Genomic DNA, 24772 nt, shown 5'->3' on the forward strand with positions numbered 1-24772 from the left:
CCCCCGGCTCACTCCCAGTCGATGGCCGAGTCCATGACCAGCGCTGTGAGGACGTTCACCGACACCGGAACGGTCTGGCGCCGCCCGCTGCCGTTCGAGGGGTTGTAGGCGTAGGCGCCGATCTGCACGACCAGGCCGCTCTCGAACCGCCGAGCGACCTCGACCTGCTGGACGTCGGTGGTGCCCTGGAAGAACTCGCCCTCCGTGACGATCGTCCCGTCCGCCTGCGCCACGTCCCGGCACAACGTGGCGGAGGTGCAGAAGTTCTGCTTGTTGAAGCCGGCCTTCGTCACCACCACCCGCAGCGCGGTCGGTCCGATGATGTCGGTCAGGTAGACGTGCCCCGTGTACTCGGGGTCTCCGGTGCCCCGCGGCGGCGCCGAGGTCGAGGTCGAGTAGGGCGGGTAGACGAACCCGCCGGGCGTGAACGAGGCGTAGACGTCCTTCAGGTCCTTGCGCTGCGCCTGGAGGCTCTCCGCCAGCTTGTCGCCGAGGCGCTGGGCCTTCCGCTCGGCGGGCACGCTGGGCGGTGCGGACGTGGTCGTCTGGACCTCGGCGCCGAGGTGGGTGTCGCGGTCGCGGGGCAGCAGTCCCGGCAGCGAGAACGACGCTACCGCGATGACCGCCGTAGCCACGCCCACGGCGACCAGCGCTCGTCGACGACTTTTTTTCTGCTCCACCCGCCTGATCAGGGTGTCCGGGTCGAAGTCGAGGGGCGGCTCGTCCCAGACGGCCAGCAGCATCCCCTCGCGGATCTCCTGCTCACTCACGACGCGACCCTCCCCGAACTGTTGTCGAGCTTGTCCACGATGGTGCGCAGTGTCGCGAGACCGCGCGCCGTCTGGCTTTTGACCGTTCCCTCGGTGCACCCCATCGCCACCGCCACCTCGGCGACCGAGAGGTCTTCGAAATAACGCAGCACGAGCACCGCCCGTTGCCTCGGAGGCACCTGCAGCAACGCGGTGTGCACGAGCTCACGCGCCCACAGCTTCGCGCTGGTGGTGTCCGGGTCCACGGTGGCGTCGGCGGCGTCGGGCAGCTCCCCGTCGCGCTGCTCCGCCCTGCGCCACGGCCTGCGCTTCTCGTCCAGCCACGTGCGCAGCAGCACCTTGCGGGCGTACGCGATCAGGTTGTCGAGGTCCTTGATGCGCTTCCAGGCCATGTACATCTTCATGAGGCTCGACTGCATCAGGTCTTCAGCCGTGTGCCAGTCGCCACAGAACAGATAGGCAGTGCGTCGCAAAGACGCGGCATTGGCTGCCGCGAACTCGCGAAAGCCCTGCTCATCGGCCTTGCGCATGCGATCCCCTCTCGCGTCCTCACCCAGGGGAACGCGTCAGGGGAACGCGAGGTTGCATCACGTGTGACGCGAAAGGGCCGAACGGAGCATCCTCGCCGCGACGCCTCTCGGGTCCGGCTTCAGCTCGATGAACGCGTTCACCATCGTGCCGTCCACGAGCGCGATCAGCTCCTCGACGCGCTCCCTCGCGATGTCGCGGCCGGCGCGGTGGAAGATCTCGGCGATCAGCTCGTGCAGCTCCTTGGACAGCACGTGCATCAACGGGCGCAGGTACGGGCGGCGGCCCGTCGCGACGAGGCGTTCGTAGCGCAGCAGGATCGGCTCGGTGTCGGTGACGTCCTGGCCGACCAGCAGGTCGAGGACGAGCTCGACGAGCACGTCGTCGTCCGCCAGCCGGTCCGAGATCGCCGCCAGGCGCTCCCGGCAGCTCGCCAGCTCGGCGCGGCCGTGGAACTCGACCGCCGCGGTGATCAGCTCGTCGAGCGAGTCGAAGTAGTACGTGGTCGACGCGAGCGGCAGACCTGCGCGTTCGGCGACCGCGCGGTGCCTGACCGCGTCGAACCCGCCCTCCACGAGCAGTTCGGACGCGGCCTCCACGAGAGCCTGCCGCCTGCGCTCACCCTTGGGGGTTGCTGCCGTCATAGTCGCGCCAGGGTACTGGGCGGCAGGTCAGAACCTCGGGGCCAGTGCGTCCGCGAACCGCTTGGCCTGGCCCTTGAGCTCCCCGTCGCCCTGGGTGAACACGTAGAGGTCCTGACCGCGGGCGGTCTTGGCCCTCTCGGTGCCGACGGGACCCTCGAACGGGTCGGGCGTGACGATCGCGGTGATCGTCAGGCCGTCGATCTTGTACGCGGCCGCGCGGGAGGCCGGTGAGCAGGTCACCGCCGGCGGGATCGCGGGAACCGGTGAGACCGAAAGCTCGGCGGCGAGGGCGTCGGCGAGCTCCCGGTCCACACCTGCGCAGCCCTGCACTGCGCGTTCACCAGCGGTGAAGCTGGTGCTTCCCGGCGCTGTCCCGTCCCCCTGCGTGGACGGGGCGTCGCCAGGGAAGTCGTTGTTCGGCGGAGGCTGTGCCTCCATCAGGGTCATCGGCGATTGTGCCGTGTCGGTGCCCTGCTGCCCAGAACCGGCGACGGTCGAATTTCCGCCGTCCTGGCCGTACCAGGAGTTGGCAGCGAGGACGCCGCCGAAACCCAGGACGACGACCAAACTGGTGCCGGCGGCGATCGAGCCGCGCCGGCGCAGCGTGGCTCGGCGCGAGGCCGTCCGGACGTCGCCCGCGTCGAAGGACGCCGGTGGCGCGTCGTGCGCGGCGTCGCGGAACAGGTCCGCGAGCTTCTGCTCGTCCATCTCCTACGTCCTCCTCTCGCCGGTCACGACGCCGGTCGCAGGTCGTCGATGGCGTCGCCCAGAGCTTCTCGCAACGCCGCCAGCCCGCGGGCGGTCTGACTCTTCACAGTTCCTTCCGAGCACTTCAGCGTCTCGGCCGTGGCCGTCACGTCGAGGCCCTCGAGGAACCTCAGCACGAGCACGGCCCGTTGCCGGGGCGGGACTCTGCGCAAACCCTTCATCAACGCCTCGCGCGTCGCGACCGTCTCGCCGACCTCGGTGCCGGTCGCCGGAGCTTCCGGCATCTCGTCGGTGAACTTCTCGCGCCGCCACGGACGGCGCGACTCGTCGATCACCGCGCGCACGACGGTGCGGCGGACGTAGGCGTCGAGGGCCTGCTTGTCCCGGATCTTCCGCCACCTCCTGTGCACCGCCACGAAGGCCGTCTGCGCGAAGTCGTCAGCGCGGTGCCAGTCGCCGCACAGCAGGTATGCCGTTCGGCGCACGGCCTCACGGCGAGCCACGAAGTACTCCGCGAACTCCTGCTCGTCGCGCTGATCCACGCGGACTGCTCTCCGCTCGTTCCTCGAGTTGCACTGACAGGACGGAATCTGTGCCGACAACGGTTGCACGAACCTCGCGGGAGAGCTACATCACCCCCTCCGTCCCCGGCGGGATGTGGTGGGATCGGGGGTGTGACCCCCATTGACCTGCGCTCCGACACCGTCACCCGCCCGGACGACGAGATGCGCCGCGCCATGGCGTCGGCCGAGGTCGGCGACGACGTGCTGGACCACGACCCGACGATGGCGGCGCTGGAGGAGCGCGTCGCGGCGTTGCTCGGCGTGGAGGCGGCGCTGTGGGTCCCGTCCGGCTCGATGGGCAACCTGATCGCCCTGTACCTGCACCTGCAGCGCGGCGACCGGTTCCTGGCGCCGTTGGGCGCGCACGTGCTGGACGCCGAGCTCGGGACCGCCGCGTGGCTGGCCGGCGGGATGCCGCACGCGCTCCACTCGCTGACTCCCGAGGCCGTGGTCGCGGCCGGTGGCGGCGAGTCGCCCTACTACGGACTGCGCACGACGTTGTTGTGCCTGGAGAACACGCACAACGCGGCCGGCGGCACGGTGACGACCGCCGACGGGCACGCCGCCCTGGTGGCGGCGGCGCGGTCCATCGGACTGGCGGTGCACCTGGACGGCGCCCGGCTGTGGAACGCGTCGGTGGCGCTCGGGGTGGAGCTCCGCGAGCTGACCGCGGGGGTCGACACGGTGCAGGTGTGCCTGTCGAAGGCGCTCGGCGCCCCGGTCGGCTCGGTCGTGGCCGGGTCGTCCTCGTTCGTCGTCGAGGCGCGGCGGGTGCGCAAGATGCTTGGTGGCGGGGTGCGGCAGGGAGGCGTGCTGGCCGCCGCCGGGCTGGTCGCGCTGGACCGGATCCCGCGGCTCGCGCAGGACCACGCCAACGCCTCGGCGCTGGCCGCCGGGTTGCGTTCAATCGGCTGGGACGTGCCGGAGCCGGCGACGAACATCGTGCTGGCGTCGGTGCCCGACCTCGACAAGGCGCTGCTGTCGTTGCGCGAGATCGGGGTGCTCGCCAGTCCGATGTCCGGCAAGGTGCGGTTCGTGACGCACGGGGACGTCAGCCAGGCCGACATCACCGAGGTGCTGCGGCGGGTCGGGGAACGCGCCTGATGCGCTGGGTCGTGTTCGACTTCGGCGAGGTCATCAGCCGGCGCAACCCGGCGCTGCCCGCGATCGCCGACCGGCTCGGGGTGCCGCTGACGGACTTCGAGGCCGCGTACTGGAACCGCGACGCCTACGACCGCGGCTGCTCCGACGAGGAGTACTGGACGACGATCGGGTCGTCGCTGGGGCTCACGTTCGACCCCGCCGCCGTGCGGGAGCTGACCGCTCTCGACAACGCCGGGTGGCTCGACGAGCCGGTGGCGGAGACCGTGGCGCTGATCGAGGACCTGGCGGCGCTGGACGTGCCGCTCGCGCTGCTGTCGAACGCGCCGTCGACGTTCGCGAGGCTGGCGGAGGAGGTGCCGTGGTCCGGGCACTTCCGGCACCTGGTGTTCTCCGGCGACCTCGGCTTCGCCAAGCCCGACGCGGCCATCTGGGAGCACACGTCGTCCGTGATCGGGTCTTCGGACGTGATCTTCTTCGACGACCGCGAGTCCAACGTGGAGAGTGCGGCCGCCGCCGGCTGGGACGCCCGGCTGTGGACGTCAGCCCTCGCTGCGCGCGCTCAGCTCCGCACGGAGTTCCGCGATCTCGGCGCGTAGGTTCCGCAGCTCCCGCGCGGTCTCCTGCTCGGCGTCCTCGACGCCGCGCAGCTTCTCCACGAGCCAGCTCGCGATCGTGCCGGTGATGACACCGAGCAGCGCGATGCCGCCGACCATCAGCAGTCCGGCGACCAGCCGCCCCTCACCCGTGACGGGGTAGCGGTCGCCGTAGCCGACCGTCGACATGGTCGTCAGCGTCCACCACAACGCGTCGCCGAACGTGGTGATGCTGGCGTTTTCCGCGTGCCTTTCGGCGTCCAGCACGGCGAGGCTCGCACAAAACGCGACAATGATCGTCACGCCTGCCACGTAAACGCCGACCCGTTGCCTGATCTTGTGCTGGAACTTCTTGTTGAGCAACGTGACGACGGTGATCAACCGCAGAACGCGGAGCTGCCGGACCATCGGCAGAATGACCGCGGCAAGATCGAAAAGATGCGTTCTGAGGAACTCCACCTTGTTCCGCGCCAGCGTCAGCCTCGTGATGAACTCGGCCGCGAACAGGGCCCAGACCAGCCACAACACGATCTCCAACGGCGCGTGCATCGCACCGTGGTCGTCGAACACCTGCCAGGCGTAGGCGGCGAGGAAGAGCAGGGCGAGTGCCGTCAACGGCCACTCGACCTTTCTCTCCCACCGCTCGAGGCGGGCCTCGTTCGCCAGCAACACCGCCCCATGGTGAGCGGTGTGCACGAATTAATCCAGGGTCATCGCTTGGATTTGACCGCGCCGTAAGCCGCGGTGCCCGCGAGGAGTAGTCCCCCAACCACAGCGAGCCAGAAAAGTCCTTTCACCACGGCCCCGACGACGGCCAGCAGGATCCAGACCGCCACCAGCCACCCGATGATCGCCCACATGCGACCTCCCCTCTGCTGCCTGAACGTCGTGCCGCCCGGTTTTGTTGCGACGCGGCTCGCGGTTCCGGATCACAGCCAGGCCTTCAGCCGCCGCAGCGCCTCCTCGACATCCTGCGTGGCCCCGGCGAACGACATCCGCACGAAGTGGTGCCCGTCCACGGGGTCGAAGTCGATGCCGGGCACGATCGCCACGCCCGTGTCGTCCAGGAACCGCCGGCAGAACGCCATCGAGTCGTCCGTCAGGTGCCGCACGTCCGCGTAGACGTAGAACGCCCCGTCCGCCGGCGCGAGCTTGTCGATGCCGAGGTTCGTCAGCCCCTCCAGCAACAGGTCCCGGTTCACCTTGTACCGCTGGAGGTGCAGCGCCGTCTCGGCGTACGAGTCCTCGTGGAACGCCTGCACCGCCGCGTACTGCGCCAACGCCGGCGGACACAGCGTGAAGTTGCCCGTCAGGCAGTCCACGGCCCTGCGCAGCCGCTCCGGCAACAACATCCACCCGAGCCGCCACCCTGTCATCGCGAACGCCTTCGAGAAGGAGTTGACGACGATCGCGTCCCGGCTCGTCTCCCACGCGCACCGCAGCGGCTCGCCGTAGCTGATCCCGTGGTAGATCTCGTCGCTGATCAGCTGGACCCCGTTGCCCGCACACCACCGCGCGATCGGCGCGACGTCGGCCGCCGTCCCGGTCGGGTTGGCCGGACTGGCCACGATCACACCCTTGAGCCCGGGATCCAACATCTCGACCGTGGGCTGGAACCGCGTCTCCGGCCCGCACGGCAACTCGACGACCTCACACCCCAGCGCCTTGAGGATGTTGCGGTAGGCCGGATACCCGGGCCGGGCCAGCGCCACCCGGTCCCCGGCGTCGAAGGCCGCGAGGAACGCCAACGTGAACGCCCCCGACGACCCGGTGGTCACCACCACGTCGTCCGCGGACACGTCGAGGTCGTACTGCCGCCCGTAGTGCCCGGCGATCGCCTGCCGCAGCTCCAGGATGCCGAGCTGCTCGGTGTACCCCAACGCCTGCTCGCCCAACGCCTTGACGGCAGCCTCGCGCACGGGCAGCGGCGCGGGGCTCGACGGCTGCCCGGCGGCCAGGGAGATCACGTCCCCGTGCGTGCGCTGCCTGCGAGCGGCGGCGGACAACACGTCCATGACGTGGAAGGGCGGGACGTCGGCGCGGGCGGCCACGGTCAGCATGCCGCCAGGCTAACTCCCCTGCACGCGGTGAGACCCCCGACCGAGCGCGCCGCCACACCCGGCCACCCGACCACACCGCCTCAGGCCGAGCCGACGTCGATCAAGCCGCGGCAGGCCGAGTCGCCGCAGACCGAGCCGCCGTAGATCAAGTCGCCGCAGATCAAGTCGCCGCAGACCGGGCCGGTGCACTTCGGATCCTGCTGGCGTGCTTCGGGTCCTGCTGGCGTGCTTCGGGTCCTGCCGGAGCCGTCCGGACCACCACGCCCTCGGCCCTTTCACCCCCTCGCCCCGCCCGTCACCTCCGGTCCGCAACCCCCCGCGCTTCCGCATATGCGGGAGAAACAAAACGGCGTTTCAGGACATCGACCACCCGACAGGGTGTGGACAACTGAAACCCGGCACATTTCCGTCACGACCTACCGGACGGAGAAGCGCCGGGTTCCGGACAAAGCTCACCCGATCAAGCGATGGCTAATACCCTTGGTAGCCGCCGCCCTGGGCCATTGCCTTCAGACCGGGGTGACCTTCAAAACCGCCGTAGCGCGAGAACGTGTAGCGGACACCGGCGATGATGTTGTCGATCGGGTTCCAGATGTCGTCGTGGCCGGGCAGCTTGTGCGCGTTGAACGTCGAGTCGATGCACTGCATCAAACCCTTGGAGGGCGTGCCCGCCTGGGCGTTGGAGTCCCAGAGGTTGATGGCGTGCGGGTTGCCGCTCGACTCCTTTTCGATGATCTTCCAGATCTCGTCGATGTTCTCCTCGGTGACGGGGATGCCGTTGGCCTGGAGGATCTTGATGGCCTCGCGGATCCACTCCTCGACGTTGCCGGGAGGCGGGCTGCCCGAGGGCGGGCCACCGCTGGGACCGAGGCCACCCATGCCGCCACCGCCTCCGCCTCCGCCACCACCGCCGGAAGCACCGCCGCCGGAAGCGCCACCACCACCGCCTCCTCCGCCGCCGCCACCGTGGTCAGCAGCGGGCCGGGGTTGCGGCTCCGAGGGTGTGGCGGAAGACGCCTTGGTCGAGTCGTCGGGCGGTGGGGTCGGTGCCCATTCGACCGGCTTGTTCGGGGCCGGGGTGAACGGCTGCGTGTTCGGGTCCGGGACGGACGAGAACTTCGGTGCGAGGGCGCCGGGGCGGCCCTTCAAGGCGCCGGCGGCGGACGACACCGCGTTTTCCGCTTGGGAGACAACGGGGTTGGCGTCGGCCAGGGCTTCGGCGCAGTAGCCGCGGATGATGCTGTCGACGTCCTCCTGCGGCTGGTTGTGCAGCTGCTGGCGGGTCTTTCGGGCGCGGCTCAGGAGGGTTTCGCAGATGCGGCTCATCGAGGACTTCGCGGTTTCCAACGCGTTCGCGGCCGCCTCCAGGTCGGCCGCGGCGCCGTTGAGGGCGTCGGTCATCGAGGTGCCGCACTTCGTCACGTTGCCCATGTAGGCGACGAAGCCGTCGGCGGACGTGCCCTGCCAGGCGCCGTCGAGCTGGCTGACCGACCTCTGGAGGACGTTCGTCTGGTCGCCGCACTTGCCCGCCGCCTGCTTCCAGCGGTTCGCGATGTCGCGCACGGCCTGCGGTTGTGCGGTCTCGACCTTGTCCGCGAGCGCGGCCAGTTCCGCGCCGCCGGGCAACGCCGCGACTTCGTCCATCGCGCTCACGTCACACCGCCCTCATGGAGTTCTTGTTGGCTTCCTCGACGTCGTGGACGGAGGTCTGGATCGCGTCGAGAGCGTTCTCGACCTTGCGCAGCACCTTCTCGGCCGCCTCGAACTCCTGCGCGCCCGCCTGGTCCATCGCGGTCACCGCGCCCGAAACAGCACCGGACGCGCCGAGTTTCCCGAAGATGTCCGGATTGCCGTACTGGTTGGAAAAGCCGTCACCGATCGCGCCGAATTGTCCGGCCTGACTGCTCACGGTCGTTCGGCACTGTTCCATGGCTTCGGTGTTGAACTGCGTCACAGCCACGCGCGCCTACCCCCTCAACGTCTGCTCGATGACCTTAGAACGAAGGGCACCGGGTGGTGCGCCGATTCGCTCTTTCGAGACGGCGGTGCCCGCCCGCCGAGTTCGACGGGCGGGCACCGACGGGGGTTCCGCGTTCAGGCTTCTTGCAACAGTTCCCAGACGGCACTCGCGAGCCGGTGGTTGTCGACGGGCGTGATGGTGCACCACTGACGGCCGTCGCTGCTCGGCTTGAGCTGGCGGAGGTAGCGCCCGTTGTGCGTGTCGTGGAAGGAAACCACGCGTCCGGCGCGCCGTCCGTTGCGCTGCACGCCGAACTGGCCGCGCGTGGACATGCCGTCGAGCATCCCGGCGAGCTCCTGGGCGTCACCGAGGCGCATGCCCTGCCGCTCCAGCATCGTGATCATCCGCTGCGCGTCGAGGCCGACGTTCTTGGCGGCGGCCACCAGTTCGTCGTACGGCATGCTGATCGACCGCCCGAACCCGGCCGGCATCTCACCGGCGACGGACACGGCCGCCTCGGCGAGCGCCGTGCCGCGCGCCTCGATCAGCCACATCTCGTCGCGGTCCTGCACGGCGAGGATCGCCTCGTCGCCGATCGCCGCCGCGAGGCCGCTGATCTGCCGGTCGGCCCAGATCCACAGGTCGATGGACACCTGCGGGTTCGCGAGCAACGCGAACCCGTCGGCGAGCTCCGGCACCACCCGGCCGTTGGCGGCGAGGCCGCGCGCCTCGAGCGACTCCCAGGCCCGCTTCACCACCTCGAACTTCTCGGTGTGGGTGACGGAGGGAATCCGCGTGTCCAGCGCGACGTGCGCGGCCGGGAGGCGTTGCGCCTCCCAGACCACGGCGAACTCCACTGTGGACAGAACCACAGAACCTGGTGCGCTCAACGGACCTACTTGTCCTTCGGGTCTTCGCCGATGACGGACTGAACCACCATGCGGTCGTCACCGAACATCTCGTCGGAGTCGACACCGTACTTGCGCACGTGCTCGCCGTCCTCCTCACCCTCGCCCCTGGCGGCGCTCGCCGCGGGGGACATGAGCGAGCCGGCACCCTTGCCACCGACGGCACCCTTGCCCGGCGCGGCCGCACCGGGGCGGTTCGCCTCGGGCCCGACACCGGCGGCACCGCCGGGCGTCATCGCACCCTTGCCGGCCGCACCGGTCCCACCGGCGCCGGGACCACCGGCGCCACCAGCACCGCCGCCACCGCCCTTGCCGGCACCGATCGTGCTGGGCGCACCCTTCGGCCCGGCGGGCGCGATGGGCGTCTTGGGAGCCTGGCTGGGCCCACGACCACCGCCGACGACCTGAGCCCCGCGCGCACCACCCGTGGTGCCGGCGAGACCGGCAGCCGCAGCCGCCGCGGCCGCCACACCGATCGACGGGACGCCGAAGGGCTTGGGCAGACCGGGGCCGGCCGCGATCGGGCCCTGCGTGCCGGTGCCCGGGAGGACGCCGGTGCTGTTGCCGGGGATGCTGGGGGTGGGGCCGAGCGGGACGCCGGGCGAGCCGGGGCTGCCGGGCGAGCCCGTGAAGCCGGGGCCGCCGGGGCCGCCGCCGGTGATGCCGGGAGTGCCGCCCTGGGGCAGGCCGACCGGAGGTCCGACGGGCGTGGCGACGGCAGCGCTGGCGACCACGATGTCCGGGGCCTGCTGCGGTGCGCGGAAACCGTCCAGCGAGGTCTGGCTGCCGGAGACGTACCCGTTCAGGCTGTCGATTGCCTGCTGCCGTGCCCTGTTGGTCGCCTCGACCTCCTTGGCGTGGTCGGTCTCGACCCCGAAGAATCCGCCGACCTTGTCGCCGAAGTTCTGTTCGGTGTCGCCGCGGAGGGTGTTGGACGGCGGAGTGCTGTGGCGAGCCTGACTGGTGCTCTCACCCTGCTGCGTCATCGCCTGGGAGCTCTGGTTCGTCGCCTGGGTGCTCTGGTCGAGACCGGCGGCGACGACGTCCGTCTTCTGCTTGCGGTTCTCGCCGGCCGCGCCACCCCAGGTGATGTCGAGGTCGTCGAGCTGCTTGCGGATCTCCCGGTCGACCGACTCCAGGGTGTTGGCCAGCGAGCGCAGCGCCTCGGACGCCTGACCGAACCGAGAAGCCATCGAGCTGCTCGACAGTTTGGCGACCTCGTCAGCGAGCTGCTGGTTGGACCAACCGTCGAAGTTCCAGTCAGTCAGCTGTCGATAACCCGACATGACTCCCCCTCACTTCAATGTCTTCAGTGTCGCGAGCGCGAACCCGGCAGCCTTCTCGGCGTTTCCGCACAGGAAGGACTGGTCCTTCTGCTTTTCGGTGGTCGTGGTCGGGATGTAGCTGACCATCAGCTGCTGACCATCGGCAACGTCGACAGCCACAGAGCAGTCGAAGCCCGTGCCGCCCTTCAGCGTGATCTCGATCGCACCGAAATCCGCGATCTTGATGACTTTGCCGTCGGTGTTCCCCGACCCTTCGATCCAGTAGGAAACGCCTTTGTGCGTCACCGCACCTACGGTGTAACCGAATCCGCCATCACCCGAATACCGGCAGGCCGACGACTGCTGGCCTTCCACCAGGTCCGCCATTCTGGGAGTGGCGGTGCTCACGCCGATCTGCTTCATGACGTCCGTCGTGAGCAGCTTGCACACATCCACGGAATCGACCTTCAAGGTCGACGGACGTGCAGGCAAGTCACCCGTGGGATCACTGGCGGATGAGCTGCTGGTCGGCGCAGCGGCCGTGGGATTCCCCTTCTCGACGCCGGGTGTGCAGGCCGAGATCGCCGCCGCGCAGATCAACATGGCGACCAGCTTGGAGCGACGCATCATCACAGTTTCGACCCGAACGTCGCAGTGATCTCCTCTTCGGTGAAACCGTACTGCCGGGCAGACGCCTCCAACTGGTCGGACAGGTTCTTCAAGGCGTCGATGTACGCCGAGATCCGATTGCCGTACGAATCAGCGTGGAACACGAGCCGGTCGTTCCAGGCTTCGACGACGTCCGTAGTGACCTTGTCACCGCCGGCGGTCCTGATCCGCAACAGGTCGACCTTGTCCTGGTACTCATCCGACAGCAGTTTGTACTGGCTGTAGATGATCTTCCCCGCCTTCAGGACGGTGTCCTTCTCGACGTGGAACTTCTGCGTCCCACCGCCGCTGGAAAAGCTCTCCGAGACTCGATCCATGACCGAGTTGGCGGCCTTCAGAGCGCTGACGGCACCGGCCACCGCGCCACCGGCCACTCCCGCGACGGCACCGAGAACGGCATCCGCCCCCGCGTTCTCCTGTGTCACGACGTCCTACCCCCGTACGGTTGGTAACGGTTCGGTCCCGCTTCGCAGGCTACCAACGCCCACGTAAGACGCACCTGTGGTTGGACGAAGACCACCCTTCGTCGGTTCCACGTCACTCCGCGCACGAACCGGGCCGGTGAGGTCCGGGGACCGGCGAGGCGACCGGATCGGGCACGAGAAGTCGGGTGAGGGTGCCGCGAGGCCCATAGCGTTGGGGACGTGCTGGAACGACTCAACGAGGCCATGGCCCGCATCGAGGAGGACCTCGGGCGGGAGGTCGACGTCAAGGGGCTCGCGCGGATCGCGGGGACGAGTGAGTACCACTTCCGACGGATGTTCAGTGCGCTCGCGGGGCTTCCGCTCAGCGAGTACATCAGGCGCCGGCGGCTCACCATGGCGGCGAGCGAGGTCCTCAGTGGACAGGACTCCTTGCTCGACATCGCCGTCCGGTGGGGTTACGGGTCCAACGAGGCCTTCGCGCGGGCCTTCAAGGCCATGCACAAGATCGGGCCGCAGGAGGCCCGGGCCACGAAGAAGGCGTTGCAGTCGCAGCAGATTCTCACGTTCAGGCTGGTTGTCGAGGGGAGTACGAGCATGGAGTACCGGATCGTCGAGAAGGACGCGTTCCAGGTCGTCGGGCGGGGGACGCGGGTGCCGCTGGTGCACGTGGGGATGAACCCCGCGATCGTCGAGTTCGTCAAGGGCATCGGGATGCCGGCGCTCGAGCGGATCAAGGAGCTGGGTGACGGGGAGCCGGCCGGGATGCTGGCGCTCACCTACAACCAGGAGGGGGTCGAGGAGGGTTCGATGCTCGACTACTTCCAGGGCGTGGTGAGCAGCCGGGAGGCGCCGGAGGACCTGGAGACGCTTTCGGTGCCGAAGCACACGTGGGCGGTGTTCAAGGCCGATGGGCCCTATCCCGAGACCATTCAGTACATGTGGCGGGACGTCTACACGCAGTGGTTCCCGTCCAACAACTACGAGAGCGTCGAGGGGCCGTCGATGCTGCACACGCGGATCGACGGCGAACGGGCCGAAGCGGAGTTGTGGATCCCCGTCACCAGCTGAGGACGAGGCGTTCCATCACGTCTCGCAGTTCCAGGACCGAAAGCCAGGAGTCGGGGACCACGGCGACGCCGTCCCTCGCTCCCAGGATGTTTCCGCAGATGGAACCCGTCGAGTCGCTGTCACCCGAGTGGTTCACGGCGAGGCGGATCGCCGAGGGGAAGTCCGGCGCGACCAGCGCGGCGTGCAGGCCGATGGCGAGGGCCTCCTCGCCCACCCAGCCGCCGCCGAGCTCGGACTCGATCTCCTCCGGCGTCAACGGTCCGAGGCCCATCACCTTGTCCAGCAACGAGGTCTGTTCCTCGTGGCCTTCCCAGCGGACCAGTTCGGCACGCGCGACGGCGACGGCCGACGGCAGGTCCGCGCCGGCGAGAAGGGCTTGCACGATCACCGCCAGGGCGCCTGCGGACAGGTAGCCGCTCGGGTGGTGGTGCGTCATGCGGGCCGTGCCCACGGCGAGTTCGAAGACCTCGCGCACGTCCTGCGACCAGACGGCGACGGGGGCGGCGCGCATGACGCCGCCGCAGCCCTTCGAGTCGTTCTTCTCGTTGTGCTTCAACGCGGTGATGCACGTGTGGCCCGGCGCCCGCCTCGAGTGCAGGCGCCGGTCCGCCACGAGCCAGCCGTCGGGAGCGACCTCCGGGCCGCCCTGCGTGTGCAGCCAGCGCCCGTAGGCGGCCCGCACGGTCAGCAGCGGGTCGACGCCGTGCTGCCGGGCGAGCAGGAGGCCTTCGAGGGTGAAGAGCACCATCTGGGTGTCGTCGGTGATCTCCAGCGAGGGCAGGTCGACGACGCCTTCCGGACCGTGCTGGCGGCGGATCACGTCGATCGACGAGAACTCGACCGGCGCTCCGAGGCCGTCGCCGACGGCCCCGCCCAGCACGCATCCCAGCAGGCTCACGGCAGCGTGATCTTGCCGTCGACGGCCTTCGAGGCGATGTCCGAACGGTGGTGCGAGCCGGTGAGGTGGATCTCCGCGATGCGCTTGTAGGCGCGTTCGCGGGCCTTCGCCAGCGACTTGCCGGTGCCCACGACCGACAGCACGCGGCCACCGGACGAGACGACGGCGCCGTCCTCGCGGCGGCGCGTGCCGGCGTGCAGGACGCCCTCGGTCTCGGAGCCGGTGATCACGTCACCGGTGCGCGGCCGGTTCGGGTAGCCCTCGGCGGCCACCACGACGGTCACGGCGTAGCCGTTCTCCCACTCCAGGGCGGGCAGCTCGGAGAGCGTGCCGTTGGCGGCGGCGAGGAACAGCGCGGAGATCGGCGACTTCAGCAGGGCCAGGACGGACTGCGTCTCCGGGTCGCCGAAGCGGCAGTTGAACTCGATGACCTGCACGCCGGACGACGTCAGCGCCAGGCCCGCGTACAGCAGGCCGACGAACGGCGTCTCGCGGGCGCGCAGCTCGTCGACGACGGGCTGGACGCACCGGGAGACGATCTCCTCGACGAGCCCGTCGGGAGCCCACGGCAGCGGCGCGTAGGCGCCCATGCCGCCGGTGTTCGGGCCCGCGTCGCCGTCGCCGACGCGCTTGAAGTCCTGCGCGGGGATCAGCGGCACCACGGACACGCCGTCGGTGACGCAGAACAGCGACACCTCGGGGCCGTCCAGGAAGGACTCCAGCAGCACCGGGTGACCGCCGTCGAGCAGCGTCATCGCGTGCGCGCGGGCGGCGGCCAGGTCGGACGTCACCACGACGCCCTTGCCGGCGGCGAGGCCGTCGTCCTTCACGACCCAGGTCGGGCCGAAGCGCCCCAGGGCCGCGTCGAGGCGCGCCGGGTTGTCCACGACCTCGCTGTGGGCGGTCGGCACCCCCGCGGCGTTCATGACGTCCTTGGCGAACGCCTTGGACCCCTCGATGCAGGCGGCGGCCTTGGACGGGCCGAAGCACGGGATGCCGAGAGCGCGGACCGCGTCAGCGGCCCCGACGACCAGGGGTTGTTCGGGGCCGATGACGACTAGGTCGGCCTTCCACTCCTTCGCGAGGGTGGCGACCGCCGAGGCATCCGCGACGTCGACGCCGTAGATCTCGGCGTGTCCCGCGATACCCGCGTTGCCCGGCGCGCACGCCAAAGCAGTCAGCTGCGGGTCGCGTGACAACGCGAGGACAAGGGCATGCTCACGGGCTCCAGACCCGATGACCAGGACGCGCACGATTCCTGAGCGTAGTTCAGCCGAGCGCCTGCTTCGCCCCAGGGTGCAGCGGGACGGGGTCGGAGGAGGCGGCCTTGGCCTTGTCGATGTCCTTCACGGCCGGGTGAACCTTCTCCAGGTCAGCCTTCTTGTCGAAGATCAGCCTGGTCACCGCGCACGCGTTGTTGGCCGCGAAGTCCTCGCGCACGAGCAGCAGGTTCGGCACCACGATCGTGGGAACCTCGGCCGCGCCGTAGGTCGCGGCCGGGATCGGCGCGGTGTCGTACACCGGGCTGATCTTCTTCATCTCCGGCAGCTGCGGGGTGATGTCGAGGAACTTCACCCTGTCCTTCAGGGACGTGGTGATGTCGGTGATCTGCGGCGTCGGCAGGCCGCCCGACCAGATGAGGCCGTCGATGCTGCCGTCCTTCATGCCGTCCGCGGTCTTGGTGAGGTCGAGGCGCTGCGCCTGCACGTCGGTGTCGATGTTCAGCCCGGCCGACTTGAGCAGGCGTCCCGCGATGACCTCGGTGCCGGACTTGGGCGAGCCGGTCGAGATCCGCTTGCCCTTCATGTCGGCCACGGAGTTGATGCCGGAGTCCGCTCGGACGAGCACCTGCGTGTAGTTCGGGTAGATCCGCGACAACGCCGCGATCTTCTGCTTCTGCCCGTTGAACGCCCCGGTGCCGTTGACGGCGTCCGCGGCGGTGTCCGCCAGCGAGAACGCGATGTCGTACGTGCCGCCGACGAGCTGCTGGATGTTCTGCACGGACGCGCCCGTCTCCGCGGACGACGCCTTGAGCTTCGAGTTGTCGCTGATCAGCTTGGCCAGACCACCGCCGACCACGAAGTACACGCCGCCGGAGTTGCCGGTCGCGATCGTGATCCGGCCGTCGGACGCCTCGCAGGACGCTCCACCGCCGGAGGCGTCCGGTGTGGTGGGTGTGCGCTTGCCGCCACACCCTGAGACCACGAGCGCCAATGCGATCGCACCGATCGCGTACTTACGCAGCTGCATCACGAACCCTCCCACGGGTGACCAGGTGTACCGCGACGGCCACCACGAGGAACCCGGCCCCGATGGCGATCGTCCACGGCTGCAGGTAGAGCAGGAACAACGCGGCCGGCACGCACAGCGCGCGTTCCGGCCAGCGCGCGGGACCGAACAACCAGCCGCCGGTCAGCACGGCGAGGGCGGCGACGCCCAGCGCGGACGCCCCGAACGCCCACACCGAGTCGAGCAGCGGCCCGCGCAGCAGCAGGGCGGAGCCCGCGTCGGTCAGCACGAACGCCAGCGGCACGAGGAACGCCGGCAGCGTGTACTTCCACGTCTGCCACATCGTCTTCATCACGTCGCCGCCGGTCAGGGCCGCCGCGGCGACCGCGGCCAGCGCCGTCGGCGGCGTCACCTCGGACAGCACCGCGTAGTAGAAGATGAACATCGCGGTCTCGGCCGGCTCGACGCCGAGCGTGATCAGCGCCGGCCCGATGACGACCCACGAGATGATGAACGACGCCGTCACGGGCACGGCCAGGCCGAGCACCGACACCGCGACGGCCGCGAACACCGCCGTCAGCATCAGGACCACGACCTCGGACGACGACAGCAGCGACGCCAGGTCGACCAGCGACCCCGCGAGCGCCTGCCCCAGGCCGGTCTTGGTGATGGTCGAGGTGATCACACCGGCCGCCGCGCAGACCGCGATCACGGGGAACGCCGAGCGCACCCCGACCGACAGCGCGTCGGCGATCAGCCGGAGCCAGTCACGCCGGTGGTTGATCAGCGCGAAGAGCGCCGCCACGCCGGTCGCGTAGACGACGGCCTTGTAGACCGGGATGTCCAGCGCGAGGAAGACGATGATGATCCCGAGCGACAGGAAGTGGTACCAGCCGAGCTTGAGCACGTCGAGGAAGCGGGGCGCGTCCACGTCGACCGGCTTCGCGCCGAACCGCCGCGCGTCGGCCTCGACCGCCAGCGCGATGCCGAGGTAGTAGAGCAGCGTCGGGATGATCGCCCAGATCAGCACCGACAGGTACGAGACCTGCAGGTACTCGGCGATGATGAACGCCGCCGCACCCAGCGTGGGCGGCGACAGGATCGCGCCGATGCCGGAGGCCGCGAGCAGTCCGCCCGCGTTCTCCTTGGGGTACCCGGCCTTCTGCAGCATCGGCCACGTCACGGCGCCCAGCGACACCGTGGTCGCCGTGCCCGAGCCCGAGACCGTGCCCAGCAGGAACCCGGCGGTCGCCGCGGTGCGTCCGGGTGCCGTCCGGGACTTCCTGAACGCCGCGAAGCTCACGTCGACGAAGAACTTGCCCGCGCCGGACGCGTTCAGCACGGCGCCGTAGATCGTGAACAGCACGATGTAGGTCGCCGCGACGTCCAGCGGCGTGCCGTAGAAGCCGCTGGCGTCGTTGAAGAAGCCGTTGATGATCTGCGGGAAGTCGACGCCGGAGTGCGCGATCGACCACGCCGGCGGCAGGAACCCGCCGTAGTAGGCGTAGGCGATGAACGCGAGGCACACCAGCGGGAGCACCCAGCCGGTCGTGCGGCGGCACGCCTCCAGGACGAGCACCAGCAGCACCGAGCCCGCGAGGACGTCGAGCGTCGTGAGCTGGCCCTGCCGGTTCAGGAACTCGTCGTAGCCCCCGAACAGCGGGTAGGCGCCCGCCAGGAACGCGAGCCCAGCCAGCGCCCAGTCCCACCAGGGAGGCGTGTGCCCCTTGCCGTAGGCCAGGAACACCAGCGGCAGCGTCACCGCGAGGAAGATGATCAGGTAGTACTGGCTTCCCTTGGCGAACGGGAAGAACACCTGCTTCAGCACGAGTAGCGCGATCAGCAGACCGGCGATCCACAGCGCCCGCTCCCACCGGGGTGAGAGCGAACGCGACGGCATCTCCTCGTCGTGCTCCGCGACGATGCGGGCGAGGTCCGGGTTGGCCACGGACCGACCGTACTGTGGGGCCGATCACAGGCGTAGAGGATCATTCCAAAGGAACTGCAAAGAGTCCCGGCGACCGTCCACACGGCACGCGCGGGACAGCGCTCCCGCCATTGCGCAGAATGAGCGGCATGGTCGGGCCTGAACTGCTGCTGCTGTTGCTCGGTGCGCTGGTCGTCACGTCCGTCGCACGACGCCTGAACTGGTCGGCGCCACTGGTGCTGGTCGCGGTCGGGCTCGTGGTCTCGTTCATACCGGGCGTGCCGGAGTTCGAGCTGGACCCGCACCTCATCCTGCTGGTGGTGCTGCCGCCGCTGCTCTACAGCGCGGCGCTCGACAGCTCCTACCTGAACATCCGCGCGAACCTGCGGCCCATCGGCCTGCTCGCGGTCGGGCTGGTGCTGTTCACGACGCTCGTCGTCGGCGTCACGGCCAAGCTGGTCTTCCCGGAGATGCCGTTCGCGGCCGCGCTGGTGCTGGGTGCCGTGGTGGCGCCGCCGGACGCCGTGGCGGCGGTGGCGATCGGGCGCAAGCTCGGCCTGCAGCGCCGGGCGATGACGTTGCTGGTCGGCGAGAGCCTGATCAACGACGCCACCGCGCTGACGGCGTTCAAGGTCGCGGTGGCGGCCGCGGCGGGCGCCGCCATGCACCCCGTCGAGGGCGTCGGCCTGTTCCTCCTGGTCACCGCCGGCGGTATCGCGGTCGGACTGGTCGTCGGCGTGGTGGTCAGGTTCCTGCGCAGGCGGCTCTGCGAGGGCGTGCTGGAGAGCGCGCTGGGGCTGCTCGTGCCGTTCGGCGCGTACCTGCTCGCCGAGGAGGTAGCGCACGTCTCGGGCGTGCTCGCGGTCGTCGTCGCGGGCCTCTACATCGGCCACCACTCGCCGCGCGGCAAGTACTCGACGCGGTTGCAGGACGCCGCGGTCTGGAAGGCGCTGGACGCGTTGCTGGAGGCGTTCGTCTTCGCGCTGATCGGCCTGCAGGTGTCCGCGATCATCCGCGACGTCGACCTGGACGCCGCCCTGCTGCTCGGGGCCGGCGCGGTGCTGCTCGCGACGGTCCTGGCCCGGTTCGCCTGGATGTACCCGGCCACGTACGTCCCCAGGTACCTGTCGAAGCGGTTGCGCGAGCGCGAACGCCCACCGCACCTCGGGCAGGTGACGGTGATCGCGTGGGCCGGCATGCGCGGTGTCGTGACGCTGGCCGCGGCGGCCGCGATCCCGGAGGACGTCCCCGGCCGTGACGTCATCCTGTTCTGCGCGTTCGTGGTCACGGTCGCGACCCTGCTGTTGCAGGGCCTCACGCTGCCGTGGGTCATCGACAAGATCGGTTTCGAGGGCGACGACGCGCGCCAGGACGCCCTGGCCGAGGCGCAGGTGCAGCACCGGGCGGCGCAGGCGGCGGTCACGAGGCTCGACCAGGAGACCGAGGACGTGCCCGACCACGTGCGCGACCAGCTGCGCTCCCTCGCCGAGCACCGGGGCAACGCGGCCTGGGAGCGGCTCGGGCGCCAGGAGCAGGAGAGCCCGGCGGCCGCGTACCGCAGGCTGCGCCGGGTGATGCTCGGCGCCGAACGTGACGAGTTCGTCAGGGCCCGCGACGCCGGGGAGATCGACGACGAGGTGCTGTTCCGGGTGCTGCGCGAGCTGGACCTGGAGGAAGCCGCACTGTCCCGTGAGTAACCGTTCACCTGCATTTCGTGTTGCGATGCTTGGGTGCGCTTCCAACACGGAATGGGAGGTCGAACGATGCATCGGAGAGGTCTGGCTGCCGTAGTACTCGTGTTCGCGGGTGCGGTGGTGGCGTCCCTGCCCTCCGCGTCGGCACACGACGACAAGGGCCCGATCGTCATCGGGCACCGCGGCGCGTCGGCGTACCGGCCCGAGCACACGCTCGCGGCGTACGAGCTCGCCGCGCGGATGGGTGCCGACTTCATCGAGCCGGACCTGGTGCCCACCAGGGACGGCCAGCTGGTCGCCCGGCACGAGAACGAGATCGGGGGCACGACGAACGTCGACACCAAGCCCGAGTTCGCCGACCGCAGGAAGACCAAGACCATCGACGGCGCGGCGGTCACCGGCTGGTTCACCGAGGACTTCACGCTCGCCGAGCTGAAGACGTTGCGCGCCAAGGAACGCATTCCGGCGATCCGCCCGCGCAACACCCTCTACGACGGCCGCTTCGAGGTGCCGACGCTGCAGGAGGTCGTCGACCTGTCGAAGCGCCTGTCGCGCGAGCTGCGCCGCGACATCGGCATCTACCCGGAGACCAAGCACCCGACGTACTTCCAGTCGATCGGTCTCGCGCTGGAGCCGAAGCTCGTCGACGTGCTGAACCGCAACGGCCTCAACCGCCGCGGCGCCAAGGTCTACGTGCAGTCCTTCGAGGTCGCGAACCTCAAGGAGCTCAACAGGTCGCTGCGCGTCCCGATCGTGCAGCTGGTCAACGCCTCCGGCGCGCCGTACGACTTCGTCAAGGCCGGCGACAAGCGCACCTACGCCGACCTGGTCACCCCGGCCGGCCTGCGCGAGATCCGGTCGTACGCGGACGGCGTCGGCCTCGCCAAGGACGTCATGGTCCCGCGGGACGCCAACGGCTTCCTGAAGGCGCCGACCACGGTGGTCAAGGACGCGCACAGGGCCGGTTTGACCGTGCACGCCTGGACGTTCCGCAACGAGAACTCGTTCCTGCCCGCGGACTTCCGGTCCTCGACCGACCCGGCCGCGTACGGCCGGGCCTTCGAGGAGTACGAGCTGTTCTTCGCGCAGGGCGTCGACGGCGTGTTCGCGGACAACCCCGACACGGCCGTCGAGGCCAAGGTCAAGCGGTAGCGAGTGCGAGCGTGCGGTCCTCGCCGAGCAACCCGCGTTGCTCCAGCAGGGGCCGCACGCCCTCACCGAACCAGTACGCCTCTTCGAGATGCGGGTAGCCGGACAGCACGAACTCCTCGATGCCGATCGAGTGGTACTCCTCGATCAGGTCGGCGACCTCGGCGTGCGAGCCCACCAACGCCGTTCCGGCACCACCGCGCACGAGTCCGACGCCCGCCCACAGGTTCGGGTAGACCTCCAGCCCGCGCACGCCACGGCTGAGGTCGCCGCCGTGCAGTGCCAGCATCCGTTGCTGGCCAACGGACTCCGACGCGCCCAGCTGTTCCTGGGCCTTGGCCACCGCGGCCGGGTCCAGCGCGTCCAGCAGCTTCGCGGCCGACGCCCACGCCTCCGCCGAGGTGTCCCGGCTGATCGTGTGCAGCCGGATGCCGAACCGGATGGGCCGGTCCGTCAGCGCCCGCACCCGCGCGATCTTCTCGGCCACGTCGGCCGGCGGTTCGCCCCAGGTCAGGTACACGTCGGCCCGTGCGGCGGCCACCGGCAGGGCCGCGTCCGACGAGCCGCCGAAGTAGATCGGCGGCACCGGGTCCGGTGCGGCCAGCACCGTGGCGTCCCGCACCTGGTAGTGCTTGCCCTGGAACGTGTACGGCCTGCCGGTCCAGACACCGCGCACGACCTGGAGGAACTCGTCGGTGCGCTCGTAGCGCTGGTCCTTGCCGAGCCAGTCGCCGAACCGCTGCTGCTCGATCGAGTCACCACCGGTCACGACGTTCAGCAGCAGACGCCCGCGCGAGATCCGCTGGTAGGTCGAGGCCATCTGCGCCGCCAGGGTCGGGGACAGCACGCCCGGCCGGAACGCCACGAGGAACTTCAGGGTCTTCGTCTGCGCGATCAGCGCCGACGTGGTCAGCCACGCGTCCTCGCACCACGTGCCGGTCGGCGTGAGCACACCGGTGAACCCGACCTGCTCGGCCGTCCGCGCGATCTGCGCGAGGTAGTCGATGTCCGGCTCGCGGCGGGCTCCGGCGGCCGGTGCGCGGTTGGCGTGGAAGTGCTCCACCACCGTGCGGCCGTCGCCGGAGGTCGGCAGGAACCAGTGCAGCGTGATGCTCATGCGAGATCTCCCTGGAACCTCGTGTCGACGAATTTCGCGAAGTCGACCTTGCCCGGCAACGTCTTCTCGTCGGTGAACACGTCCGCGAGCTCCTGCTCCGACCTGATCAGGGTGTCGTCGATCTTCACCGGGAGGTCGCCGTTGCGGTTCACGGCGGTCAGGGCGACCTCGTACTTCAGCCCGGTCTCCGCCGCCCACGCCCTCGCCCACTCCTCGCGGTGCGTGTCGGCCCACTTCTGGGCCTTGTAGTAGCGGATCAGGTACTCCTTGAGCGCCGCGTTCTTCCCCTTGTCCTCCAACGCCTTGCGGCCCGCGACCTGGAACCCGTAGCCGTTGGCCTTACCGCGGCCGTCGGTCAGCACGCGGGCCTTGGCCTCGGCCTGCGCCTGTGCCGTGTAGGGGTCCCAGACCGCCCACGCGTCGACCTTGCCCTGCGTGAACGCGCCGTACGCGTCCGAGGGCTGCAGGAAGTTCAGCGTCACGTCCTTGGTCGTCAACCCGTTGGCGCGCAGGGTGAGCAGCACCTGGCCGTGCGCCGAACTGCCCTTGGCGACCGCGATGTTCCTGCCCCTGAGGTCGGTGACCTCCCGCAGCGGCGAGTTCTCCGGCACCAGGATCGCGTCGGCCTCGACCTGGCCCTTGGACGCGGCGACGGCGGCGATCTTGGCGTTCGCGGCGGCGGCGAAGATCGGGGGTGTGTTGCCCACACCCCCGACGTCGATGGCCCCGGCGGACGCCGCTTCGAGCAGCGGCGGGCCGGAGGTGAACGTGGACCACTCGAGCTCGTGCGGGAAGTCGTTCAGCAGTCCGGCGGCGGTGAGCAGCGCCTTCGCGCCGCCCTTCTGGTCGCCGACCTTGAGGACGACCTCACCCGCGGGCGTGTCCGCGGCCTGCCCACCGGTCGAGCACCCGGTGGCGAAGACGATCGCGGCGAGCAGGCCGAGGAGCTTTCGGCTAGGCGGCTTCTTCAACTTCCACTCCCAGGTCAGCGAGCACGCGGGTGCGTTGCTCCACGACGGAGGCCCGGCGGCGCGGGCGGGGCAGGTCGACGTGGTGCGTGGCGACGATCCGGCCCTCGTCGAGCACGAGGATCCGGTCGGCCAGCAGCAACGCCTCGTCGACGTCGTGCGTCACGAGCAGCACGGCGGGCTTGTGCCTCGTCCACAGGTCTTCCACGAGGTGGTGCATGGCGAGCCTGGTCAGCGCGTCCAGGGCGCCGAACGGTTCGTCCAGCAGCAGCACGTCCGGCTCGCGCACCAGTGCCCTGGCGAGCGAGACCCGCTGGGCCTCGCCGCCGGACAACGTCAGCGGCCACGCGTCGGCGTGGCCGGGCAGCCGCACCTCCTGCAGCGCCCTGAGGGCGACCGCGCGGCCGTCCGGCCTGTGCAGGCCCAGCGCGATGTTCCGCCAGACCTTGCGCCACGGCAGCAGGCGCGGCTGCTGGAACGCGATCGACACCTTGCCCGGCACCCGCGCCGCGCCCCGCACCTCGCGGTCCAGGCCGGCGAGGATCCTCAGCAACGTCGACTTGCCGCAGCCGCTGCGCCCGAGCAGGGCCACGAACTCGCCGGGCTCGACCTCGAGGTCGATGCCGTCCAGCACGGTCCGCGCGCCGAAAGCCTTGTGCAGCCCGCGAACGCTCACCGCTTTTGCCACCGCAGGACCTTCCTCTCCAGCAGCCGCACCAGGGCGTCCGTCGTCAGGCCGAGCAGCGCGTACACCACGAGGCCGACGACCACGACGTCGGTGCGGAGGAACTCACGGGCGTTGTTGATCAGGAAGCCGAGACCGGCGTCGGCGTTGACCTGCTCGCCGACGATCAGCGACAGCCACGCGGTGCCGAGCGCGATCCGCAGTCCCACCAGGGTTTGCGGCACCGCGGACGGCAGCACGACGTGCACGACCCGTTCGAAGCGGCTGTACCCGAGCACGCGGGCGGCCTCGACCAGGCCCGGATCGGTCTGCCGGATGCCCGCGTGCAGGTTGAGGTAGAGCGGGAACGCCACACCGGCCGCGACGAGCGCCAGCTTGGGTTCCTCACCGATGCCGAACCACAGGATGAACAACGGGATCAGGCCGAGGTGCGGCAGCGTCCGCAGCATCTGCACCGGCGGGTCGAGCAAAGTCTCGCCCCACCGGGAAAGGCCCGAGACAAGGCCCAGGGCGACCCCGGTGAAACCGCCTATAAGAAATCCGAAGAACACGCGCGTGATGGACACCGCGAATGCTTCACCCAATTGGCCGTCGGCGATCAGCTCACCGGCGGTTTCGGCGACGGTGAGCGGAGACGCGAGCTTGTCGGGCGAGAGCACACCCGTTGAGCTGGCCAGTTGCCACAGCAGAACCAGCGCGACGGGGCTGATCCAGCGCAGCGGCAGCGTCAGCTTCCGCGTCGGCGCAGTCGTCGCGGATTTCGGCCGAGCGGCCACTTCCGCCGTGGACGAGGTCATGGGCGGAAGTACAGGCGAGCCCGCGAAACGAGTCAACGACGCC

27 protein-coding genes are annotated in these 24772 nt (G+C 69.8%); 5 read left to right on the forward strand and 22 right to left on the reverse strand.

Translation table 11 applies throughout. The features are described 5' to 3' along the window. Positions 1-8: 8 nt before the first annotated feature. The 5 genes from BLQ91_RS30620 to BLQ91_RS30640 are packed head-to-tail and all read right to left on the reverse strand — an operon-like array spanning position 9 to position 3192. Complete coding sequence (locus BLQ91_RS30620) at positions 9-770, reverse strand: hypothetical protein (protein WP_090102436.1); 762 nt, start codon at positions 768-770, stop codon at positions 9-11. Further along, on the reverse strand, positions 767-1300 hold the full coding sequence (locus BLQ91_RS30625; protein WP_090102438.1) for a SigE family RNA polymerase sigma factor: 534 nt from the start codon (positions 1298-1300) through the stop codon (positions 767-769). The genes BLQ91_RS30620 and BLQ91_RS30625 overlap by 4 nt, the downstream gene beginning before the upstream one ends. 57 nt (positions 1301-1357) lie before the next feature. Next, positions 1358-1942, reverse strand: a complete 585-nt coding sequence (locus BLQ91_RS30630; protein WP_090102440.1) for a TetR/AcrR family transcriptional regulator — start codon at positions 1940-1942, stop codon at positions 1358-1360. A gap of 27 nt (positions 1943-1969) precedes the next feature. Next, entirely contained in the window at positions 1970-2650 is a 681-nt protein-coding gene (locus BLQ91_RS30635) for a hypothetical protein (RefSeq protein WP_090102442.1), read from the reverse strand. A gap of 23 nt (positions 2651-2673) precedes the next feature. Then, positions 2674-3192, reverse strand: a complete 519-nt coding sequence (locus tag BLQ91_RS30640; RefSeq protein ID WP_090102444.1) for a SigE family RNA polymerase sigma factor — start codon at positions 3190-3192, stop codon at positions 2674-2676. A 183-nt stretch (positions 3193-3375) separates the two neighbouring features. Here BLQ91_RS30640 and BLQ91_RS30645 point away from each other — a divergent pair, with 183 nt between their 5' ends. Both BLQ91_RS30645 and BLQ91_RS30650 read left to right on the forward strand, forming a co-directional pair. Beyond that, positions 3376-4317: a threonine aldolase family protein gene (locus tag BLQ91_RS30645; protein ID WP_425412563.1), complete on the forward strand. Its 942-nt coding sequence runs from the start codon at positions 3376-3378 to the stop codon at positions 4315-4317. After that, positions 4317-4913, forward strand: coding sequence for an HAD-IA family hydrolase (locus tag BLQ91_RS30650; protein ID WP_176960034.1), 597 nt, complete (start codon positions 4317-4319; stop codon positions 4911-4913). The genes BLQ91_RS30645 and BLQ91_RS30650 overlap by 1 nt, the downstream gene beginning before the upstream one ends. Here the strand turns inward: BLQ91_RS30650 and BLQ91_RS30655 are convergent. From BLQ91_RS30655 to BLQ91_RS30690, 9 genes are all read right to left on the reverse strand, one after another. Then, positions 4857-5582, reverse strand: a complete 726-nt coding sequence (locus BLQ91_RS30655) for a potassium channel family protein (RefSeq protein ID WP_090102446.1) — start codon at positions 5580-5582, stop codon at positions 4857-4859. The genes BLQ91_RS30650 and BLQ91_RS30655 overlap by 57 nt on opposite strands. 38 nt (positions 5583-5620) lie before the next feature. After that, the gene (locus tag BLQ91_RS41695; protein WP_176960035.1) at positions 5621-5770 is read right to left on the reverse strand and encodes a hypothetical protein; all 150 of its coding nucleotides are present in this window, start codon (positions 5768-5770) and stop codon (positions 5621-5623) included. Positions 5771-5839: 69 nt separating this feature from the next. Then, positions 5840-6970, reverse strand: a complete 1131-nt coding sequence (locus BLQ91_RS30660) for a pyridoxal phosphate-dependent aminotransferase (protein WP_090102448.1) — start codon at positions 6968-6970, stop codon at positions 5840-5842. A 471-nt stretch (positions 6971-7441) separates the two neighbouring features. Continuing rightward, positions 7442-8614: a transglycosylase SLT domain-containing protein gene (locus BLQ91_RS30665; RefSeq protein WP_090102584.1), complete on the reverse strand. Its 1173-nt coding sequence runs from the start codon at positions 8612-8614 to the stop codon at positions 7442-7444. A 10-nt stretch (positions 8615-8624) separates the two neighbouring features. Further along, positions 8625-8930 (reverse strand): hypothetical protein, encoded by a 306-nt coding sequence (locus BLQ91_RS30670; protein ID WP_143022891.1) that lies wholly within the window; start codon positions 8928-8930, stop codon positions 8625-8627. A 134-nt stretch (positions 8931-9064) separates the two neighbouring features. Continuing rightward, positions 9065-9802: an ESX secretion-associated protein EspG gene (locus tag BLQ91_RS30675; RefSeq protein WP_245733917.1), complete on the reverse strand. Its 738-nt coding sequence runs from the start codon at positions 9800-9802 to the stop codon at positions 9065-9067. A gap of 23 nt (positions 9803-9825) precedes the next feature. Further along, on the reverse strand, positions 9826-11124 hold the full coding sequence (locus BLQ91_RS30680; RefSeq protein ID WP_090102455.1) for a PPE domain-containing protein: 1299 nt from the start codon (positions 11122-11124) through the stop codon (positions 9826-9828). 9 nt (positions 11125-11133) lie between these two features. After that, the gene (locus BLQ91_RS30685; RefSeq protein ID WP_176960036.1) at positions 11134-11730 is read right to left on the reverse strand and encodes a DUF3558 domain-containing protein; all 597 of its coding nucleotides are present in this window, start codon (positions 11728-11730) and stop codon (positions 11134-11136) included. A 2-nt stretch (positions 11731-11732) separates the two neighbouring features. Further along, positions 11733-12146: a hypothetical protein gene (locus tag BLQ91_RS30690; RefSeq protein ID WP_143022892.1), complete on the reverse strand. Its 414-nt coding sequence runs from the start codon at positions 12144-12146 to the stop codon at positions 11733-11735. 270 nt (positions 12147-12416) lie between these two features. Here BLQ91_RS30690 and BLQ91_RS30695 point away from each other — a divergent pair, with 270 nt between their 5' ends. After that, on the forward strand, positions 12417-13265 hold the full coding sequence (locus BLQ91_RS30695) for an AraC family transcriptional regulator (protein WP_090102462.1): 849 nt from the start codon (positions 12417-12419) through the stop codon (positions 13263-13265). Here BLQ91_RS30695 and BLQ91_RS30700 read toward each other — a convergent pair. Genes BLQ91_RS30700 through BLQ91_RS30715 form a run of 4 tightly spaced genes read right to left on the reverse strand, consistent with a single transcriptional unit; the run spans position 13255 to position 18292 of the window. Continuing rightward, the gene (locus tag BLQ91_RS30700) at positions 13255-14163 is read right to left on the reverse strand and encodes an ADP-ribosylglycohydrolase family protein (protein ID WP_090102464.1); all 909 of its coding nucleotides are present in this window, start codon (positions 14161-14163) and stop codon (positions 13255-13257) included. The genes BLQ91_RS30695 and BLQ91_RS30700 overlap by 11 nt on opposite strands. Further along, positions 14160-15416 carry a phosphoribosylamine--glycine ligase gene (purD, locus tag BLQ91_RS30705; protein WP_090102466.1) on the reverse strand — a complete coding sequence of 419 codons (1257 nt, stop codon included), beginning with the start codon at positions 15414-15416 and terminating at the stop codon, positions 14160-14162. The genes BLQ91_RS30700 and purD overlap by 4 nt, the downstream gene beginning before the upstream one ends. A gap of 16 nt (positions 15417-15432) precedes the next feature. Then, on the reverse strand, positions 15433-16413 hold the full coding sequence (locus BLQ91_RS30710; RefSeq protein ID WP_090102586.1) for a TAXI family TRAP transporter solute-binding subunit: 981 nt from the start codon (positions 16411-16413) through the stop codon (positions 15433-15435). Beyond that, positions 16400-18292: a TRAP transporter permease gene (locus tag BLQ91_RS30715; RefSeq protein ID WP_090102587.1), complete on the reverse strand. Its 1893-nt coding sequence runs from the start codon at positions 18290-18292 to the stop codon at positions 16400-16402. Before BLQ91_RS30715 ends, BLQ91_RS30710 begins: the two co-directional genes overlap by 14 nt. 176 nt (positions 18293-18468) lie before the next feature. Here BLQ91_RS30715 and BLQ91_RS30720 point away from each other — a divergent pair, with 176 nt between their 5' ends. Both BLQ91_RS30720 and BLQ91_RS30725 read left to right on the forward strand, forming a co-directional pair. After that, a complete protein-coding gene (locus BLQ91_RS30720; RefSeq protein ID WP_176960037.1) occupies positions 18469-20016 on the forward strand; it encodes a Na+/H+ antiporter in 1548 nt (515 codons plus the stop codon). Between the two features lie 66 nt (positions 20017-20082). Beyond that, the gene (locus BLQ91_RS30725; protein WP_245733918.1) at positions 20083-21165 is read left to right on the forward strand and encodes a glycerophosphodiester phosphodiesterase; all 1083 of its coding nucleotides are present in this window, start codon (positions 20083-20085) and stop codon (positions 21163-21165) included. On the opposite strand, the gene BLQ91_RS30730 is transcribed toward BLQ91_RS30725, so the two are convergent. The 4 genes from BLQ91_RS30730 to BLQ91_RS30745 are packed head-to-tail and all read right to left on the reverse strand — an operon-like array spanning position 21155 to position 24729. After that, complete coding sequence (locus BLQ91_RS30730; RefSeq protein WP_090102472.1) at positions 21155-22279, reverse strand: LLM class flavin-dependent oxidoreductase; 1125 nt, start codon at positions 22277-22279, stop codon at positions 21155-21157. The two genes, BLQ91_RS30725 and BLQ91_RS30730, sit on opposite strands and share 11 nt — an antisense overlap. After that, the gene (locus BLQ91_RS30735) at positions 22276-23250 is read right to left on the reverse strand and encodes an ABC transporter substrate-binding protein (protein ID WP_090102475.1); all 975 of its coding nucleotides are present in this window, start codon (positions 23248-23250) and stop codon (positions 22276-22278) included. The genes BLQ91_RS30730 and BLQ91_RS30735 overlap by 4 nt, the downstream gene beginning before the upstream one ends. Further along, positions 23234-23935, reverse strand: coding sequence for an ABC transporter ATP-binding protein (locus BLQ91_RS30740; protein ID WP_090102477.1), 702 nt, complete (start codon positions 23933-23935; stop codon positions 23234-23236). The genes BLQ91_RS30735 and BLQ91_RS30740 overlap by 17 nt, the downstream gene beginning before the upstream one ends. Further along, complete coding sequence (locus BLQ91_RS30745) at positions 23920-24729, reverse strand: ABC transporter permease (protein ID WP_090102479.1); 810 nt, start codon at positions 24727-24729, stop codon at positions 23920-23922. Before BLQ91_RS30745 ends, BLQ91_RS30740 begins: the two co-directional genes overlap by 16 nt. Between the last annotated feature and the right edge of the window lie 43 nt (positions 24730-24772).

This window comes from Lentzea jiangxiensis (assembly GCF_900104175.1).
GTDB lineage: Bacteria > Actinomycetota > Actinomycetes > Mycobacteriales > Pseudonocardiaceae > Lentzea > Lentzea jiangxiensis.

Coding starts and splice junctions, on each gene's coding strand:
- BLQ91_RS30625 (WP_090102438.1), bottom strand. CDS start 1,300: ATGCGCAAGGCCGATGAGCAGGGCTTTCGCGAGTTCGCGGCAGCCAAT.
- BLQ91_RS30630 (WP_090102440.1), bottom strand. CDS start 1,942: ATGACGGCAGCAACCCCCAAGGGTGAGCGCAGGCGGCAGGCTCTCGTG.
- BLQ91_RS30635 (WP_090102442.1), bottom strand. CDS start 2,650: ATGGACGAGCAGAAGCTCGCGGACCTGTTCCGCGACGCCGCGCACGAC.
- BLQ91_RS30645 (WP_425412563.1), top strand. CDS start 3,376: ATGCGCCGCGCCATGGCGTCGGCCGAGGTCGGCGACGACGTGCTGGAC.
- BLQ91_RS30650 (WP_176960034.1), top strand. CDS start 4,317: ATGCGCTGGGTCGTGTTCGACTTCGGCGAGGTCATCAGCCGGCGCAAC.
- BLQ91_RS41695 (WP_176960035.1), bottom strand. CDS start 5,770: ATGTGGGCGATCATCGGGTGGCTGGTGGCGGTCTGGATCCTGCTGGCC.
- BLQ91_RS30660 (WP_090102448.1), bottom strand. CDS start 6,970: ATGCTGACCGTGGCCGCCCGCGCCGACGTCCCGCCCTTCCACGTCATG.
- BLQ91_RS30665 (WP_090102584.1), bottom strand. CDS start 8,614: ATGGACGAAGTCGCGGCGTTGCCCGGCGGCGCGGAACTGGCCGCGCTC.
- BLQ91_RS30680 (WP_090102455.1), bottom strand. CDS start 11,124: ATGTCGGGTTATCGACAGCTGACTGACTGGAACTTCGACGGTTGGTCC.
- BLQ91_RS30685 (WP_176960036.1), bottom strand. CDS start 11,730: ATGCGTCGCTCCAAGCTGGTCGCCATGTTGATCTGCGCGGCGGCGATC.
- BLQ91_RS30710 (WP_090102586.1), bottom strand. CDS start 16,413: ATGCAGCTGCGTAAGTACGCGATCGGTGCGATCGCATTGGCGCTCGTG.
- BLQ91_RS30715 (WP_090102587.1), bottom strand. CDS start 18,292: ATGCCGTCGCGTTCGCTCTCACCCCGGTGGGAGCGGGCGCTGTGGATC.
- BLQ91_RS30720 (WP_176960037.1), top strand. CDS start 18,469: ATGGTCGGGCCTGAACTGCTGCTGCTGTTGCTCGGTGCGCTGGTCGTC.
- BLQ91_RS30725 (WP_245733918.1), top strand. CDS start 20,083: ATGCATCGGAGAGGTCTGGCTGCCGTAGTACTCGTGTTCGCGGGTGCG.
- BLQ91_RS30730 (WP_090102472.1), bottom strand. CDS start 22,279: ATGAGCATCACGCTGCACTGGTTCCTGCCGACCTCCGGCGACGGCCGC.
- BLQ91_RS30745 (WP_090102479.1), bottom strand. CDS start 24,729: ATGACCTCGTCCACGGCGGAAGTGGCCGCTCGGCCGAAATCCGCGACG.